The 18,846-nt window shown below is 34.1% G+C and carries 16 protein-coding genes; 5 read left to right on the top strand and 11 right to left on the bottom strand.

Annotation, left to right across the window (positions count from 1 at the left end):
• Nucleotides 1-48 precede the first annotated feature (48 nt).
• Nucleotides 49-2,475, top strand: coding sequence for a TonB-dependent receptor domain-containing protein (locus AC07XU_RS05740; protein ID WP_494942661.1), 2,427 nt, complete (start codon nucleotides 49-51; stop codon nucleotides 2,473-2,475).
• 428 nt (nucleotides 2,476-2,903) lie between these two features.
• Here AC07XU_RS05740 and AC07XU_RS05735 read toward each other — a convergent pair whose 3' ends face one another.
• From AC07XU_RS05735 to gltX, 8 genes are all read right to left on the bottom strand, one after another.
• Nucleotides 2,904-3,263 (bottom strand): response regulator, encoded by a 360-nt coding sequence (locus AC07XU_RS05735; protein WP_494942660.1) that lies wholly within the window; start codon nucleotides 3,261-3,263, stop codon nucleotides 2,904-2,906.
• 19 nt (nucleotides 3,264-3,282) lie between these two features.
• On the bottom strand, nucleotides 3,283-3,843 hold the full coding sequence (locus AC07XU_RS05730; protein WP_494942659.1) for a chemotaxis protein CheB: 561 nt from the start codon (nucleotides 3,841-3,843) through the stop codon (nucleotides 3,283-3,285).
• Nucleotides 3,843-4,667: a CheR family methyltransferase gene (locus tag AC07XU_RS05725; protein ID WP_494942658.1), complete on the bottom strand. Its 825-nt coding sequence runs from the start codon at nucleotides 4,665-4,667 to the stop codon at nucleotides 3,843-3,845. The genes AC07XU_RS05730 and AC07XU_RS05725 overlap by 1 nt, the downstream gene beginning before the upstream one ends.
• The gene (locus AC07XU_RS05720; protein WP_494942657.1) at nucleotides 4,667-5,041 is read right to left on the bottom strand and encodes a response regulator; all 375 of its coding nucleotides are present in this window, start codon (nucleotides 5,039-5,041) and stop codon (nucleotides 4,667-4,669) included. Before AC07XU_RS05720 ends, AC07XU_RS05725 begins: the two co-directional genes overlap by 1 nt.
• Nucleotides 5,042-5,055: 14 nt before the next feature.
• Nucleotides 5,056-8,646, bottom strand: a complete 3,591-nt coding sequence (locus AC07XU_RS05715; RefSeq protein WP_494942656.1) for a response regulator — start codon at nucleotides 8,644-8,646, stop codon at nucleotides 5,056-5,058.
• A gap of 12 nt (nucleotides 8,647-8,658) precedes the next feature.
• Nucleotides 8,659-9,789, bottom strand: coding sequence for a hybrid sensor histidine kinase/response regulator (locus AC07XU_RS05710; protein ID WP_494942655.1), 1,131 nt, complete (start codon nucleotides 9,787-9,789; stop codon nucleotides 8,659-8,661).
• 134 nt (nucleotides 9,790-9,923) lie between these two features.
• A complete protein-coding gene (gene ypfJ, locus AC07XU_RS05705) occupies nucleotides 9,924-10,763 on the bottom strand; it encodes a KPN_02809 family neutral zinc metallopeptidase (protein WP_494942654.1) in 840 nt (279 codons plus the stop codon).
• Nucleotides 10,764-10,821: 58 nt separating this feature from the next.
• Nucleotides 10,822-12,333 carry a glutamate--tRNA ligase gene (gene gltX, locus AC07XU_RS05700; protein ID WP_494942653.1) on the bottom strand — a complete coding sequence of 504 codons (1,512 nt, stop codon included), beginning with the start codon at nucleotides 12,331-12,333 and terminating at the stop codon, nucleotides 10,822-10,824.
• Nucleotides 12,334-12,448: 115 nt separating this feature from the next.
• On the opposite strand from gltX, the gene AC07XU_RS05695 reads away from it, so the two are divergent.
• The 3 genes from AC07XU_RS05695 to AC07XU_RS05685 are packed head-to-tail and all read left to right on the top strand — an operon-like array spanning nucleotide 12,449 to nucleotide 14,563.
• Nucleotides 12,449-13,678 carry a sensor histidine kinase gene (locus AC07XU_RS05695; protein WP_494942996.1) on the top strand — a complete coding sequence of 410 codons (1,230 nt, stop codon included), beginning with the start codon at nucleotides 12,449-12,451 and terminating at the stop codon, nucleotides 13,676-13,678.
• Entirely contained in the window at nucleotides 13,638-14,141 is a 504-nt protein-coding gene (locus AC07XU_RS05690) for a DinB family protein (protein WP_494942652.1), read from the top strand. Before AC07XU_RS05695 ends, AC07XU_RS05690 begins: the two co-directional genes overlap by 41 nt.
• The gene (locus AC07XU_RS05685; protein WP_494942651.1) at nucleotides 14,138-14,563 is read left to right on the top strand and encodes a hotdog fold thioesterase; all 426 of its coding nucleotides are present in this window, start codon (nucleotides 14,138-14,140) and stop codon (nucleotides 14,561-14,563) included. Before AC07XU_RS05690 ends, AC07XU_RS05685 begins: the two co-directional genes overlap by 4 nt.
• Nucleotides 14,564-14,655: 92 nt before the next feature.
• On the opposite strand, the gene AC07XU_RS05680 is transcribed toward AC07XU_RS05685, so the two are convergent.
• From AC07XU_RS05680 to AC07XU_RS05670, 3 genes are all read right to left on the bottom strand, one after another.
• On the bottom strand, nucleotides 14,656-15,015 hold the full coding sequence (locus AC07XU_RS05680) for a DUF6249 domain-containing protein (protein WP_494942650.1): 360 nt from the start codon (nucleotides 15,013-15,015) through the stop codon (nucleotides 14,656-14,658).
• A 183-nt stretch (nucleotides 15,016-15,198) separates the two neighbouring features.
• On the bottom strand, nucleotides 15,199-16,038 hold the full coding sequence (locus AC07XU_RS05675; protein WP_494942649.1) for a L,D-transpeptidase family protein: 840 nt from the start codon (nucleotides 16,036-16,038) through the stop codon (nucleotides 15,199-15,201).
• A 137-nt stretch (nucleotides 16,039-16,175) separates the two neighbouring features.
• Complete coding sequence (locus AC07XU_RS05670; protein WP_494942648.1) at nucleotides 16,176-16,796, bottom strand: porin family protein; 621 nt, start codon at nucleotides 16,794-16,796, stop codon at nucleotides 16,176-16,178.
• Nucleotides 16,797-17,106: 310 nt separating this feature from the next.
• Here AC07XU_RS05670 and AC07XU_RS05665 point away from each other — a divergent pair, with 310 nt between their 5' ends.
• Entirely contained in the window at nucleotides 17,107-18,813 is a 1,707-nt protein-coding gene (locus AC07XU_RS05665) for a glycoside hydrolase family 3 protein (protein WP_494942647.1), read from the top strand.
• The last annotated feature ends 33 nt before the right edge of the window (nucleotides 18,814-18,846 follow it).

Below are 18,846 nucleotides of genomic sequence, written 5' to 3'. Positions count from 1 at the left end.
GCTGTGGAATTTTATTGCCTAAATTTTTAAACCAAACAAACACACAATATGAAATCTTTTTACATCATTTTACTAAGCATTTTTACAGCCACCACCAGCTTGGCAAGCCCACCAAAACAAAGCACTGTTAGCGGTATTATATTAGATGAACAAAATAAGCCAGTAGATTATGTTACAGTTGGGCTCTTTAAAACTTCAGACTCTGCTTTGGTTAAAACTGCATTAACCAATCCGGATGGTAAATTCGAATTTGTAAACATAACCAGTGGTAATTATTTTGTAAGAGCCAACATGATGGGTTATAGTAAATTTAAAAGCAATCCATTTAATTTAACCGAAAGCAATTTAGTTTTAGATAAAATTATCCTTAAAGCAGAAGGAAAAACATTAAATGCAGTTAGCATTACCGCTACAAAACCACTAATAGAACGTAAAGTTGATAAACTGGTAATGAATGTAGAGAATAGTAGCGTTGCTATTGGTTCTACCGCTTTAGAGGTTTTGCAAAAAGCACCAGGTGTTACTGTAGACCAAAATGATAATATTTCTATGCAGGGTAAACAAGGTGTTTTAGTAATGCTTGATGGTAAACAAACCTACATGAGCAACGCTGATGTAGCTAATTTGCTTAGAAACATGCAAAGTTCTGAGTTAGAAACCATCGAGCTCATTACAAATCCATCTTCAAAATATCCAGCTGCTGGTAACTCAGGGATTATCAACATTAAAACCAAAAAGAATAAAAATGGTGGTACTAATGGAAGCGTTACATTAACCGCAGCACAAGGCAAAAATTTTAGGGGTAATGCTGGTCTAAACCTAAACCATCGTACTAATAAAATTAATGTGTTTGGTAATTACAATTACGGAAATTTTAGAAATAGCAATATTTTGGAGATAGATCGTATCTCAAATGGCACACCAGATACTTACTTTAGTCAGATTGGTAATAGCTACAGAAAACGCCAAAACAATAATTTTAAAGCAGGTTTAGATTATTTCTTAAATAAGAAAAACACCTTGGGTTTTTTAGTAACTGGTTATTTAAACAATGGAAAAGAGAATACTGACAATAATACTTTAATCGGGCCATCATTTAGCCAGATAGATTCTACACTTATATCTAATTCTATATCTAGTAATAAGTATAACAACCTATCATATAACTTAAATTATAAATCAATTTTAGATACGGCTGGTTCAGAAATCTCAGCAGATGTAGACTATTCTCGTTTTAATGGAAAAGACATTGCCGATTATGAAAATGATTATCGCTTTGCAAACGGCAATAGAATTAGACCTTTAAATTTAATTAGAAACACTACGCCAACCATTATTGATATTAAAGCATTTAAAGTTGATTACAACACCTCGCTAAGCAAAACTGTAAAGTTAGAAGCTGGCGTAAAAAGCAGTTGGGTTAAAACAGACAACGATTTAAGGGCCGAAGAATTGATAAATAATGTTTGGCAAAACGATGTTAGAAGAAGTAACCAGTTTGTATATGATGAAAATGTAAACGCGGTTTATACCAATATAAATAAGCAGTTTAAAAGCACGAGTGTACAACTAGGATTAAGAGTAGAGCAAACCAACTCTACAGGAAATTTAATTACCAATAATGAAGTGGTTAAACGAAGCTATTTAGATTTTTTCCCAACGCTTTTTGTACAACAAACCTTATCAAAAAATAACCAAGTTGGCTTTTCTTACAGCCGCCGAATTGATAGACCAAGTTATGACGCTTTAAATCCTTTTGTTTATTATTTAGATGAATTTACATATAATAAAGGTAATCCGTTTTTAAACCCTCAATACACTAATAATTTTGAAGTATCATATACATTGATGCAAAAATACCTACTATCGGTTAATTATAGCCAAGTTAATGATGTAATTACAGAGGTTTTACTACCAGATGAAGAGAGAAAAGCTTTGTATCAAACAAATGCTAACTTGGCAAAAAATGTAAGTTATGGTGCCAATTTAAACATACCTATAAAGCCTTTTAAATGGTGGGATATGAACAATAATTTAAATGTATTCCACTTGATTTTTGAATCTGATAATTTAGCCGGACAAGATTTAAAAACCGGTAAAACATCTTTTCAGTTTAAAATGCAAAACACCTTCATTATTGTGCCCGGGCTAACTGCAGAATTGAGTGGAAGTTACGAATCGCCATTAGATTATGGAACCTTAAGCATTGGAAGCAGATATTTTGTAGATATGGGTTTAAGCAAATCGTTATTTAACAAAAAAGCCAGTTTAAAATTAGCCATGAGCGATGTATTTAATACTAACGAGAGTAATATTACCAGTGCATATCCGGGTTTAAAGTATGATTTGTATCAAAAGAACGATACACAATTGGGAAGAATTAGCTTTAGTTATCGCTTCGGTAAAAACGAAATTAAACCAGCACGCCGACGCTCTGTGGGTACAGAAAGCGAACAAGGAAGAATGAAAAATTAGGGTGATTTAGGCAGCTTTGTTAATTTAAAGACCAATATGCTGAACGCTCGTCATTCTCGTGAAACGGGGATAGTAATACTGTAGAAAAGATAAATTTGTTGCAGATTATGAATTACGATGCCCAGTTTAGCTGAGCATAAAGAAAAGTGAATGTATTAAATAAGTCATTCGATGAATATATACGGATCTACTAATATTCATCGGATGACTAAATAGTCAAACAAGTAAGTATTTTTGTTCAATCAGGTTTAATTAACTTGGTTTATACAGATTTGAGGGGTTTTTGTGCACAAGCTTAAGTTAAATAGCCCAAATTGCAGCGGTATACTTTTTGGCCTTTTTTTTAAGGCTAAAAAGATTTAGCGGAAAGTTGGACTAACGGTAACAGAAGCAGAAATTTGCGCTACAAAAATTTAAAGTTTTAGATACTAACCAATATAACTTTTTACCATGTCTTCTAGCGCATGGATATCAAAGGGTTTAGGTAAATAGCTATCAGCACCTGCTTTTTTTGCTAAAGCTTTAACATCATTGTTTGCCGAAAAATAGATTACGGGTATATGTTTTAAATCTGGATGATTTTTTAATTCTTGAGTGGCTTCTATACCGCCAACATCTGGCAGCCAATTGTCCATAAAAATAATATCTGGCATGTAAGCAGCAACCTGACCTGTTATATCATTAGATGTTGCTGATGTTTTAATATCATAGCCAGCATCTTCCAGTATTAAGGTACATAAATCCAAAATATCTGTATTGTCATCAAAAATAAATACTTTTTTATTCATTACTATGGTATGCGTTAACCTATAATTTATTTATGTATTCGGCCATTTCGTCTATAGCCAACACGTTATCAATTTTTGCTCTTAAAATTGCCTGAGCTGGCATATAATCTACTTGGGCGGTAAGCGGGTCTTGTACTAATGCTTTCCCTCCAAACTTTTTTACAGTTATTAATCCGTTTACACCATCGGCATTTGAGCCAGATAACAATAAACAAACTAATTTATCTTGATAAACTTCTGCGGCAGACTGAAAAGTTACATCAATTGATGGCCTAGAATAGTTTACCTTTTCTGAATAATCTAACGAAAAAGTTTTGTCTTTTTCTATTAACGAATGATAATCCGAGGGTACAATATAAACACTTCCTGCCAATACTTTTTCCTTTTCTTCAATTTCTTTAACTTTTAGTAAAGTTTTAGTAGCTAGAAGGTTAGATAAAAGTGAATCTGTGCCCTGCTTACGGTGCACTACTATGATGATTGGAAAATCAATAGTTGTATTGATAGCTGGAAGAATTTTAAAAAGCACATCTAAACTTCCTGCAGAACCTCCGATAATTAGTGCATCACAATTTTTCATTAGCTAATCTTTCTCCAAATTTTTTCGGTGTCTAATCTTTTATAACGTTTACTAATTGGCGAAAAGTCTGTAGTTTCTTTTGTACCTAATGCTAAATAACCCAAATTATCTAAGCTGCTATCAAACAGTTGTAGCACTTTAAATTGTAAATCTCTATCGAAATAAATTAAAACATTACGACATAAGATCAATTGAAATTCATTAAAAGAATGATCTGACACTAAATTATGTGTTGAAAAAATCATTTTCTCTTTAAGATCTTCATTAAATTTAGCTAGAGAATAATTTGCGTTATAATAGGTAGAAAACTCTTGGGTGCCACCAGATGCGATATAATTTTCTGAGTATTGTTTCATTTGGCTTAATGGAAAAATACCTTGACCAGCCTTTTCTAAAACCGTAGGATTAATATCTGTTGCATATATTAATGATTTGTGCAGCAAATTGAGTTCTTTTAAAACGATTGCAATAGAAAAAGCTTCCTCTCCGGTAGAACAACCAGCTAACCAAATTCTGATGAATGGATATGTACCTAAATTTGGCAATACTTTTTCTCTTAAAGCCTTATAAAAAGTAGGGTCTCGAAACATTTCGGTAACATTAACCGTAATTTGCTCTACAAATCTTTTAAAATAAATAGAATCGTTTGCAACTTTATACCTAAACTCTGCAAAACTTACCTGTCTGTCAAGACCATATAACCTTAGTAACCGTCGTTTTAATGATGCTCTAGAATATCCTGTAAAATCGTATCCATACTGCTCCAAAACATCGTTTATCAATATTTCTACCTGCTCGTCATTAATCCCGTCTACGTGTGGCACTATAAAAAATTATTAATTTGAATAAGTAATTCGTCAACATTTACAGGTTTAGATACATAACCTACTGCACCAGCAGCTAAACACCGTTCCTTATCTCCTACCATAGCTTGGGCTGTAACCGCAATAACTGGAATAGTTGCCATGTGAGGATGATTTTTCATTTTATGAATAGCTTCATATCCATCCATATCAGGCATCATCATATCCATTAACACAACGCCAATTTCTGCATCATTTTTTAAGATATCAAACCCTTGCTGAGCACTTATAGCAGATAAACAGTTGAATTTTTTTGCTTTTAAAACCGCAGTTAATGCAAAAATATTTCTGCTGTCATCATCTATAATCAATATTTTTTTTGTTTTAACTTCCATATTTTAAAACAATATTAAACTTTATCATACAACCAAACCCTTAACAAAGAAACCAACTGATCTACATCTACCGGTTTAGAAATATAGTCTGAAGCACCTGCAGCAATACATTTTTCTCTATCTCCCATCATTGCCTTTGCAGTAACAGCCAAAATTGGCAATTGTTTGTACATCGGGATTTTTCTTATTTCTTGTGTGGTTTGATAGCCATCTAACTCAGGCATCATCATATCCATCAACACAACATCAACTTTTGGATTTTCGGCTAATACCTTTAAAGCATCTTTACCATCAACAGCTGGCAAAATTTTCATTTGGTGTTGTTCTAATGCTTTGGTAAGCGAAAATATGTTCCTCACATCATCATCTGCAATAAGCACAACTTTATCTTTTAAAACATCATTTAAACCAGCCAGTGTTTTACGGATACTTGGCTTTTCTTGCTTTTCATTTTCTTCAATTAGGTGCAAAAACAAGCCTGCTTCATCTAAAATGCGTTGGTAGGAGTGTGCTGTTTTTAAAACAATAGAATCTGCATACTGCTTAATACGGCTCTCTTCTCCTTTTGATAAACTTTTGCCCGTAAAGATGATGATTGGTAGGTTTTCTAACCCGTCTTTTTTCTTGATGATTTCTAAAGTTTCGTATGCATTTTTATCTGGTACGCCCATATCTAAAATAACACAATCAACTTCTTTTTTACTTAATGCTTCAATACTTTCATTCACGTTTTTTACAACCCGTGTTTGAATATTTGAAGTTTCTAAAAAGTAGCTTAAAGCTTTGGCATGTTGTTCATTTTCTTCTACAATTAGCACTTGCTTAGGCGATCTGGTTAAGGCAACTTCTAGTTTCTCAAATATCTGTTTCATGTGCTCTAAAGCAACCGGCTTATCAATAAAGTCTACCGCACCTTTAAGTAAACTTTCTCTTTTTACTGAAAGTGACGACATAATATGGACAGGTATTGGCCTTGTTTTTGGATTACTTTTAAGTTCCTCCATCACCTGCCAACCATCTTTAATTGGCAATTGAATATCTAATAAAATAGCTAAAGGATTGTATTGGTTTGCCATTTCAATACCTACATCTCCACGTACAGCAACAATACCTTTGTAATTACGCTTACGGGTAAAATCTAAGAGCATTTTTGCGAATGCAGTATCATCTTCGATAATTAAAATTACCTTATCATTTTTTGTGATGCTTTCTCTATCGTCGGCCACATCTCCAGGAATATGTGTAACTGTAAACCTTTCTATTGCTTCTTGGAGTGCAACAAAATGTTGCTTTTCTTGAGTTTCGGCAAGTTGTTTTTGCTCTGCTAAAAATGCCTCTTTATCATGGTAATTTAAAGGAACTGTAAGCGTAAACTCGCTACCAACATTTTCTTCACTCTCTAGTTTAATATCGCCACCTAAAAGTTTAGCTAGCTCTCTACTTATAGATAAGCCCAAGCCTGTTCCACCAAATTTTCTTCTAGTTGAACCATCTGCTTGTTGAAAGGCTTCGAAAACCAATCCCATTTTCGATTTAGGAATACCAATACCCGTATCTTTTACTTTAAATGATATTGTTTTCTGCTTATTATTAATGGCCAAAATTAAACTAACAGTGCCTTCATTGGTAAACTTAAACGCATTTGACAATAGATTTTTCAAGATCTGCTCTAATCTCATTTTATCGGTTGCAATAAGATCAGGCAATTCGTCAGTTAATGAAACCTCTAAAGTTAATTTCTTGTCTTGAGCAATAGGCTTAAACAACGACTTCATATCGGTTAAAACTTCCTCAACCTTAACTTCATGAATTTCTAAATCCATTTTACCAGCTTCAATTTTAGAAAGATCTAAAATTTCGTCTATTAAACTCAGTAAACCTTGACCAGAGCTTTGAATAACCGCGGCATACTCCGTATATTCCTTATCTAAATCTTCATTATCAGCCATTAGTTTTGAAAGCAATAAGATTGAATTTAGTGGGGTTCTTAATTCATGAGACATATTGGCTAAAAACTCTGACTTGTATTTAGTGCTTTGCTCTAGTTGTTCTGCCTTTTGCTGGATATCAATATTTCGCTCTTGGATGAGTTGATTTTTTTCTTCTAATAAGCTTGTTCTCTCTTCTAACTCCTGATTGCTTTGCAACAACTCTTCTTGCTGCACTCTTAATTCTTCTTCAGAAGCCTGTATTTTTTGGGTTTGTGCTTCGAGCTCTGCGTTTAAACCTTCTAACTCGCTATGTTGTGCTTGTAATTCTTCAGCTTGTGCCTGTGTTTCTTCTAAAAACTCCTGTATGCGTTTTCGGCTTTGTGAAGTATAAATCGCAATACCAATGTTGGCTGATATGTTATTGAAAAATTCTATTTTCCTTGGGGTATAATGATTTAACGAAGCTAATTCTATAACGCCAATAACAACGCCGTTACGCCTAACCGGAAATGCCACCACATTTACAGGTTTGGTTTGGCCAGTTGCATAACTTATGGTGATATCCGTTTCTGGTATTTGATCTAATAAAATTAGTTTCTGAGATTTGAGACATTGCCCTACCAAGCCTTCGCCAATAGCTAGTTTAAAGCTTTTTTCGTTAGGCGTTAAAGCATATGCTCCAGTTAAATATAAATTTTTATCATCTTCTAAAATATAAAGCGCTGCAACATTACTTTTGGTATGTTCTACAATATGAATCAACATATCATTCGCCAAGGTTTTAACATCCTTTTCGCCCACCATCTGATCGTTTAACTTGGCGATACCGCTTTGCATCCACTCTTTATCTTCTAATAAACCGAAAGAATATTGTAATGATTCGGCCATTGCATTTAAAGATCCGGCCAAATTGCCCAAAGCATCTTTGGCAATATCATCTAACCTTATTTTATAATTTCCACTAGATATTTCAGAAGCTATACTTTGTATGGTTTGAATTCGTTTAGTAGTTACCTCATTTAGTTGCTCTAGTTTCTCTTGCAACACAACTCTCGCATTATAATCAGTTGATACCTTTCTGTAGAAAAATATAGTAATAATTAAAGCTAATAATGAAGCAAAAACAATTAGAATTGGCGTGTATTTAGAAAACGAATTTAGCTCTTCAGTACGAATAGATAATAGCCTTTTCTCTTCGCTTTGCATATCTCTGATGATCTGCCTAATCTTATCCATGTAAATTTTGCCTTCTAGCAAATCGGTCTCAGTAACCATGCCACCTCTACCCTTAGTGGTTATGGTTCTATCAATTACTTTAAATCTAGAATCTAAAATTTCTTTCAATTCTTCCAACTTTCTTTGTTGGTAAGGATTATCTGTTGTTTCTCTTTTTACCTCGTTGTACAGCGCATTTATTTTTTCGTTGGCGCCAACATATGGTTCTAAAAAAACTTTGTTGTTGGTAAGAATATATCCTCTCTGACCTGTCTCTGCATCTTTTAAGGTAGATATCACATTATCTAATCCATTCATTATACTGTTGCTATGAGCAACTAAGTCTGAACTTTTTATTAAATTATTGATACTAATGTAAGAAGCAAGTGAACTTAAAATTAAGATAATTAATGATAAGCCAAGGCCAAGGCGTAGGTTTGTTTTAAGCGATAATTTCATTAAATGGTAATGTTATAGTTCATCAAAATCTTGGTTATGTCTAAATGGGATAGAGAAATAAAATTCAGAACCTTCTCCATAAATGCTATTCACACCTATTTTGCCGCCATGTCTTTTTATAATTTCTGAAGCGATATAAAGTCCTATACCCAAGCCTTGGAAGCGCTGAGAAGTTTCTTCTACACGATAGAATTTTTCGAAAACGTTTTGCAGCTGATCTTCAGACATTCCGATACCGTAATCTTTCACACTCAAAAACACAGTATCGCCTTGTAAATTGCAGGTTAGCTTTATTTCTGAAGTACCTGGAGAATATTTGATTGCATTTGTTAAAAAATTGATCACAACTTGTTCAATGCGCATTTCATCGCCATAAACCTTACATCTAGTGCTTCCCTCTTTAATTATCTTAAACTCCGGATTAGATTGATGCATTACATCGATAACGTTATCGATCAACTCATCAATACAAAATTCTTGTTTATTAAACTTTAATTTTCCGCTTTCAATTTTTGATATATCTAGCAAATCGGCAATTAAACTGTTCAGTTTTTCTAGTTGCACTTGAGCTTTGCCTAAGTGCTTTTTAACCGTTATGTTGTCACCTTTATCAATACTTCTTTCCAGCAACTGTACATAACCTTTTACGCTTGTTAAAGGAGTTTTAAGTTCGTGACTAGCAATACTTATAAATTCATCTTTTTTTCGCTCTGCTTCCTTCCTAAATTCGATTTCTTCGAGCAGGCTTTTTTGCATTTCGTTAAGCTTTCTATTTTGCTCATATATGCGATAAAAAGTTTGCACTTTTAAAAGCAAAATATTCATATCAACTGGCTTAGTTATATAATCTAAACCACCAGAAGAATATCCTTTAGCAATAAATCTGAATTCGGTATTTGCGGCAGAAAGAAAAATGATGGCAGTCTCTTTAGCCTTGCTGTACCCAGAAATAGCTTCAGCAACTTCAAAGCCATCCATGCCTGGCATCTGTACGTCTAAAATGATTAAAACGTAAGAGTTTTTTAAAACCTTTTTAAGAGCTTCTTCGCCAGATGAGGCTGTATCGACCTCAAAATTATGTTTCTCGAGAACCTTTTTTAAAGAAATTAGGTTCTCGGGCGTGTCATCTACAATAAGGATCATTCAATAGTAATTACAGCTGTTTGTTTGGTTTAGCAATTGAAATATCATTGCAATAATCTAATCAAACAAATGTATCCCTATTTTGTTTTAAAAATTTAATTAAAAATTAATTTTTTTAATGAAATGCTTTTAATTTAAAAACCAGAGGCATTAAAAGTATCGCCTTTTTGAAAATCACCACTCTCATAACCTTTTTTAAACCAGAACATTCGTTGAGCCGATGTTCCATGTGTGAAAGCATCTGGCACCACTTCACCTTGAGCTTGCTTCTGCAATTTATCGTCGCCAATAGCGTTTGCAGCATTTAAGGCTTCATCAATATCGCCTGCATCTAACTTAAAATCTTTCAAGTTTTGAGCATGATGAGCCCACAAGCCAGCATAAAAATCTGCTTGTAATTCTAACTTAACTGATAGTTTATTATATTCTACTTCGCTTAATCTGCCACGGGCGGCTTGCACTTTAGCAGATGTACCTAAAAGGTTTTGAACGTGATGCCCAACTTCGTGTGCAATAACGTAGGCTTGAGCAAAATCTCCAGCTGCACCGAAGCGGTTTTTCAATTCATCATAAAATGATAAATCGATATAAACTTTATTATCTCCTGGACAGTAAAAAGGACCAACCGCTGAGCTTGCGCTACCGCATGCAGATTGAACACCATCGGTAAATAGTCTAAGTGTTGGATATTCATATTGCATGCCCATTTCGGCAAACTGTTTATCCCAAACTTGTTCTGTTGATTCTAAAACACCTGATATAAATTGAGCCTGAGGATCATTTTCTGGAACACCTTCTTTTACAGTCCCCTGTTCTGTAGTTGGAATTAAATTAGCAACGCCAGATAAATCTTTACCAAAAAACAAACCAACTAATACAATGATTATCCCAATACCACCGCCAAAAGCGACTTTGCCACCTCCGCCACCTCTACCGTCTTCTACATTGTTACTACCTTTACCAAACCACTGCATATTATAAAATTTAAGTTTAGAAACTGAGGGACAATTCTTATACCAATTTAATAATTATTTAAGAGTTAAATGCAGAAACTGCTTTTTCAATTCTAGATTTAGTTTCGTTTTCGCCTAACATTACTGCAATATCAAAAACACCTGGCCCAAATTTACCACCAACTAACATTATTCTAAATGGCAACATTAACTCTCCTGGCTTAAAACCTTTAGTTTCTGCTAATGCTTTAAATTGCTCTTCTAATTGCATAGCCGATGATTGATCATTAATTAAGGCTGCAAAATCTTTAAAAAATTCAGCCTTTTCAGCCGTCCATTTTGGTTTAACAGCAGCTTCATCATAACTAGTTGGAGAAGCAAAAAAGTATGCACTTTGACCAACAAAATCGCCTAATAAATTGCAACGATCCTTAACTGCACCAATAACTTGCAATAAATACGCTTCGCTCTTAACTTCAATATTTGCTTCGGTTAAAATGTTACTAACAGCTAACTGTAAATTGCTAGCCGACGATTGTTTAATCCACTCGTGGTTATACCATTTAGCTTTTTCAAAATCGAATTTTGCTCCTGCTTTGCTTATGCGATCAATAGAGAAAGATTCTATCAGCTCTGCTAAAGTAAAAATCTCTTTGTCTGTACCATCATTCCAACCTAACATGGCTAAAAGATTTACGAAAGCCTCAGGCATAAATCCTAATTCTTTAAATCCTTTGGTTAAGTCTCCAGTTTTTGGGTCAGTCCAGTTCATGGCATATACAGGAAAACCTAAACGATCACCATCACGTTTGCTTAATTTTCCGTTTCCATCTGGTTTTAAAATTAATGGCAGATGCGCCCATTGTGGCATCGAATCTTCCCATCCTAAATATTTCCAAAGCAAAATATGGATTGGAGCAGATGGTAGCCACTCTTCGCCTCTAAAAGCATGGCTAATTTCCATCGCTTTGTCATCTGCTACCACAGCCAAATGATATGTTGGCATTCCATCGGCTTTAAGCAAAACCTTATCATCAACTAAATTAGTATCAAAACTTACAATACCTCTAATCATATCGTTAAAAGAAACCTGCTCATCTTCTGGCATTTTAATTCTAACTACATAAGGAGTTTGGCCAGCTAATAATTCATCAACTTCGCTTTGCAATAGCGTTAATGAATTACGCATTTCCATACGCGTTTGCTGACCGTATAAAAAGTTAGGTTGTTCTGTTCTTTTGGCTGTTAATTCTTCTGGAGTATCAAAAGCATAATAAGCAAATCCATCTGCAATTAATTGCTCTGCATATTGCTTGTATCTCGCTTTGCGTTCACTTTGGCGGTATGGCCCAAAAGTGCCAGGCTGTTGCGGACTTTCATCGGGTGTAATTCCACACCAATTTAAACAGTCTACAATATATTCTTCGGCTCCTGCTACAAAACGCGTTTGATCTGTATCTTCAACACGTAAAATAAAGGTTCCTTTATGTTTTTTTGCAAATAAATAATTAAATAAAGCGGTACGTACGCCACCTAAGTGTAAGCCACCTGTTGGGCTTGGTGCAAATCTTACTCTAACTTTCTTTTCCATGAGGTTACAAAGATATAATTTAGACGGAAGATGTGAGGTGGAAAATGGAAGGAATACTTATTTGGGTTTTGTTGTGACACATTTTACATTTTTTCGTAATTTGCCATCATCTATTATGAACCCCTATCAAAAAAAGCGCCGCTGGAAGGTATTTTTACTGGTTTTTGCCATAGTAATTGGTACGGCATCGGTATTTTACTCAGACTTTTTCGTAAAAAAGATGGAGCGAGAAGAAGCTGCTCAATTTAAACTTTGGGTTACTGTTGCCGAACAACAAATGAAAATGTACGACAATGAGCAACTAACAGGTATTTACGATTTGCTTAAGAAAAATACGAAAGTGGATGTAATTGTAACTAAACCAGATGGTAGCATTTACCTTTGGGATGGATTAGACACTACAAAAACACTGTATCCAACAGACGAATCTAAAACTTACGATTCCCTCTATTTTGTGAGGCAATTGGATAAAATGAAAAAGCAGCACAAGCCCGCAAAAATGACTGGTAGTGAGGGTGAACCTTTAATTGCCTATTATAAAGATTCGTTTATTTTAACACAGTTGAGGTTTTTCCCTTACATACAATTAGGTGTAATTGGGCTTTTTATTTTGGCAGCTTATGTTGCATTTAGTTCGGCTCGTAGAGCAGAGCAAGACCAAGTTTGGGTTGGTATGGCAAAAGAAACTGCACACCAATTGGGTACTCCTATTTCATCATTAATGGCTTGGGTAGAGCTCATGAAATCGAAATTTGATGCAGAAGAAGACCCATTGATTGCCGAAATGCAAAACGACATTCACCGTTTAGAAATTATAACAGATCGTTTTTCTAAAATAGGCTCTAAACCAATACTCGAAGACCATGTGGTATTTTTAGTGGTTAAAAATTTTATCGATTATTTTAAAATAAGAACATCAGATAAAATCAACTTTGTGATAACTGGCGATAACCAAGTGAGGGCAATGTTAAGCATCCCTTTATTTGATTGGGTTATTGAAAATTTATTAAAAAACGCAGCTAATGCGATTGAAAATGAAGGCACTATTACAGTTAATATTATCGAGAATTTGACAAAAGAAGAGGTTTTTATAGACGTTAGTGATACTGGAAGAGGAATACCTAGATCTAAATTCGATACTGTTTTTCAACCAGGCTATACCACACGTAAACGCGGTTGGGGTTTAGGTTTATCTTTAACCAAAAGGATAATTGAAAATTACCACAGCGGGCAAATCTTCGTAAAGGAATCGGAATTGGGCAGCGGCACAACATTTAGAATTATCTTAAAGAGTAGCATAACTTATGAACCGACCACAAATACAGGAATACCCAGAGGCGTTTAGCAATTATATTAATTTGGTTGAAGGAGATGTGATAGAGATATTAACAAACCAAATTTCTGATTTCAGCAATTTTTTGAACAACTTGGTAGAAAAAGCAGATTACGCTTATGAACCCGGAAAATGGACCATAAAAGAATTAGTTGGCCATATGATTGATACCGAACGTATTATGATTTATCGTTTAACTTGTTTTGCTCGCAATGAAAAATCTCCATTGCCCGGTTTTGAAGAAGATGATTACGTAGCCAACGCAAATTTTGCCGCTAGAAGTTTATTTAGCTTATCAGAAGAATTTGCTCAACTGAGGAAATCGAATTTGTTTTTAATTAAATCGCTTAACGAAGAAGAATTAGGCAGAATAGGCACCGCTAGCAATAGACCAATGTCTGTAAGAGCCATTGTATTTATGATTGCTGGGCATGTGATCCATCATACTAAAATTATTAAGGAAAGATATTTATGATTTGGTTTAAAGAATTTACACCAGCAGTGCTTAATGATAGACCAAAAAACCATATTGGGGCAGTTTTGGGTATTGAATTTACAGAAATTGGTGAAGATTATATTTGTGCAACCATGCCTGTTGATGAACGCACACACCAACCCGCTGGCATTTTGCACGGCGGTGCATCGGTAGTGTTGGCCGAAACTTTAGGCAGCATTGCAAGCTACATGTGCATTAATCCTGATAAGTATATAGCTGTAGGCTTAGAGGTTAATGCCAATCATATAAGACCAGTAAGTTCTGGTTTGGTAAAAGGTATTTGTAAGCCATTACATATTGGTGGAAAAACACAGATTTGGGAAATTAAAATGTACAACGAAAAAGGAAAAATGAATTGCATTAGTAGATTAACCGTTGCCATTTTACCTAAGCCGTTGTAGCCCGAAGTGAGAATCAAAAAGTCCGATAGCCATGATGACTTCGGACTTCCTGACTTTACTGTCTTGCGGACTTCCCCAACTTTCTGACTTCTCTACCCCTGCTTATCCAACCATTTTTTCTCGATGATGTAAGAAACAATCAAACCTAAGCCTCCAAAAATACCAAGGCAACCGAAGTAAATTGCTACAGATTGACCTTCTTCCATATCAGTCATTTCTCGTCCGAAAACGCCTCTAACTGTAAATAACGCTACCATTAATCCAACGCCCAAACCAACTAAGAGCAAGCCAAATTTTAAGCTTAAAAACGGTTTTGGAGTAGATTTATGTAAGCCTGGATCTATACCACGCTCAATCATCGCCATTTTTTCTTTGTTAGATAAGTATCTTAAACCGAACACCATTGCGAACGTACAGATGAAAAATGTAATTGGTACTAATATTCCTTGCATGATTTCTATTTTTTTATGTTAAACATTCATTGTTTTTAGAACCGCAGTTCTGAATACTATGACAACAGCAAAAAAATTTAGGTTACAGTAGCAAGTTAAAAAAATCTTAAAATTTGAAGGTTTATTTTTTTCATATCCTTAAACTCAGATTGAATAGGTCAAAAGCCATTAGTAAGCTGATATTTATTTTTGAATATCAATGGTAGTTCCTGAAGCAATATATTTAAACAAAGTATCCATATCTCTATTTTGCAAAGCGATGCATCCTGCAGTCCAATCTTTTGCATTAACTTTTGAATAGGTTGTACCATGAATAGAAACACCAAATCCCACTTTTACACCCTTCTGCTTTGCGATGAGTTTATCATGTGCATTTGGGTAGGAAATTAAAAAACTCTTGTAAAATTTATCACTTCTAACATATTTTCTATCAATGTGATAAATTCCCTCTGGTGTTTTGCCATCACCCTCTTTAACTTTATTTCCCACAGGATTAAAACCTAAGTCAATATAGAAAGTTTTGATTACGCTATCTTTTCGAAAAATCATCATCTTCCGTTTTCCTTTTAAAACAGTAATCCTATCAGCTTGATTTAATGTATTTGCAATGTTATCTAACTTTATCTTCCAGTTTTGTATGGTATCTGGATTTCTCCAAGCGTCCCATCTTTCGCTACTGGCAACTGCGTAATCATCTCTTTTTAAAGAATCTTGTGACTCTTGAGTTAATCTATGTAACCTCCAAACATTTCTATCTCTAAAAATAAGGGCTTCGTGATTAAAAACCACTTTAATATACTGGGAGAAATGAAGGGATTTACCCTTACTATCATTAACTATAATAGTGGTATCGATGTCTTTTGGCAAATGTCTAAAAAGCGAATCATGCCATTTAATTGCAGTTGTTACTCTTGTATTAGCGATTTTATCAGTTTCTCTAACTTCCTTATTAGGTTTACTATTTTCCCATAATAAATACCCAGTGAAACCTAAGATCAAGAAAATTATAAAAATACTTTTCATATTAATGTTTTAACTAAAAATACAGTTATATATTTTGATATCAAAATTTACTACGCCTAGATTTAGAAGAAAATGAGTTTAAAACAAAAAAGACCGTCTCTTTCAAGACAGTCTTTCCATATAAGTTAATTGTTTACTTAAAACTTAACACCTAAACCAATTTGAAAAACTTGGTTTTTAAATTCAGGTGTAGTTCTAGATCCGTTTTCATTATTTTTCTGGAAATCTAATGCATAACGACCGTTGATACCAACTTGATTGTTAAAATCGTATCTAAAACCAATTACACCCCCTACTAAGCTCTTTTTAAAACGATCTGATTCGTCTTCAACAATTTGTTGCTCTACTGTACCAAATCCATTTTCGAATTTGTTATTGGTAGATAATAAAAATGAAACTTGTGGCCCAGCTACCAAATTTAAACCTTGAGCTAACTGGATACTTGCTAAAATTGGCACATCAATAAATGATGTTTTTTGCGTAAACTCACCAAAAGTAGATTGTAATTTGTAACCTTTAGTAGAGTAAAGTAATTCTGGTGTAAAAGCTAAATTTTCTAACAGTTTAATATCTAATGTTAAACCTGCATGAAAACCAGCTAAATAATCAGTTTCAAAGTCGTTGTTACCATCATCTTTAATAATGTTTGAATAGTTAAGACCCGCTTTTGCGCCAAGTCTAATTGCTTTGTCTGTACTTTGTGCATTTGCAACACCTGTAATGAACAAGCCCATTGCTAGGATAAGTATTTTTTTCATAATAAAATTTATTAAACAATATTGATTTGAAACCCTCATGGAATAAATGTGCCAAATGACTTTGTATATTTCGATATAGTTAAGAATTGTGCTTTTAAGAATTGATTTTTAATGTTTTAGAGATAAGTTTTAAGTAAGGAAAAATTCTAATGATTTAGTCAATTTGATGAAATGTGTATCAAATTTAATACAAAATGTGTTTAAAACGCTTTAAACACTATAGTTTACCCCAGTAAGCTTTGTTTTGATTTGTAAATCTAAACTTTTACTTAAATTCACCGTTTCATACAAATTGATATTTATACCATTCATGAAAAAATTCCTTTTTTGTAGCATAGCTGCAATAATTGGCTTCGGGGCTACATCGTTAAAAGCACAACAAGCATCATATACCGATTTATTAAAAAACGAACCTCTTTGGGTTGATTCTGTTTTTAGAAAATTAAGTAAAAAGCAGAAAATTGCACAAATGTTTTTTATTAGAGCTCAAACCAATACGAGCAAAAAACTTCAAGATTCGATTGGTAAAGTAATCAAAAAGGAAAAAATTGGAGGATTAGTGTTTTTTCAAGGTGGGCCCGGCCGACAAGCAATTTTAACTAACCAATATCAAAAATTAGCTAAAGTGCCATTATTAATTACCAGCGATGGAGAATGGGGCTTAGGTATGCGTTTAGACAGCACCATTTCTTATCCTTATCAAATGGCTTTGGGTGCAATACAAGACAAAGAACTGATTTATAAAATGGGATTAGAAGTTGCTAAAGATTATAAACGCCTGGGCATGCACATGAATTTAGCACCAGTTGTTGATGTAAATAACAATGCTAAAAACCCTGTTATTAATTATCGCTCTTTCGGAGAAAATAAATACAACGTTGCTCAAAAAGCTGCCGCCTATTTAAAAGGCATGCAAGATGGTGGTTTATTGGTAAGCATTAAACATTTTCCTGGCCATGGTGATACTGATGTAGATTCTCACTATGATTTACCACAGTTAAATTTCACTAAAGAACGTTTAGATAGTTTAGAGATTTATCCTTTTAAAGAGTTAATTGATAATGGCGCAGCAGGCGTTATGATTGCCCACATGAATATTCCATCATTAGATGCAACTCCAAATATGCCTTCTACATTATCAAAACCAATTGTTACTGGCCTGCTTAAGGAAAAATTGGGCTTTAAAGGCATTATTATTTCTGATGCCATGGAGATGAAAGGCGTAGTAAAATATTTTAAAGATGGCGAGGCCGATGTGATGGGCGTAATTGCTGGTAACGATATTTTAGAGTTATCAGAAAACAGTAAAAGAGCCGTTAAAATGGTTGCTCAAGCTATAAAAGATCAAAGGTTAACAATAGAAAGAATTGATGAAAGCGTTAAGAAAATATTAACTGCTAAATATTGGGCAGGTTTAAACATTAAAAAGCAAGTTAGCGAAACTAATGTTGCAGCAGAAGTAAACAGACCAGAAAGTTTGGTGCTACTACAACAGTTGGCCAACGCAAGTATGACCATGTTACGCGGCGCTGATTACATTAAAACTTTCGACCCTACTAAAAGAACAGTGATTATCAATTTAGGTACTAAAGATGTAACCACTTTTCAAAAAGAGTTAGAAGCTAGCTATAAAAACTCAGTGTATTATAGTTTAGATAAAAATGCCAATGCAAATGCAATTGCTCAAGTTGTAAACCAGCTTAAGCCAGAAGATCAATTAATTGTATCAATTGTTGATACCCGTTTAAGACCATCAAACAACATTCCACTAAGTGCTGATGTAAAAAATCTTATCGCAAGTTTAACCAACAGAAACGCTGTTTTTGCTTTATTTGCCAACCCATATAATTTAGCGAGTTTAGCAGGTTTGGAAAATGCTAAAGCATTATTAGTAGCGTATCAAAAAGAAGATTATATGCAAAAAGCTGCTGCTGCTGTATTTAAAAATCAATTGATTCCAACTGGCAAATTGCCTGTAACGGCTAATCAATATTTTAAATCTGGAGACGGGCTGTAATTATTGCCACACAGACGAAGGAAGAGTTTTATG

The sequence above is a fragment of the Pedobacter sp. GW456-11-11-14-TSB4 genome, from assembly GCF_059424425.1.
This window is presented reverse-complemented; position numbering and strand designations above follow the sequence as displayed.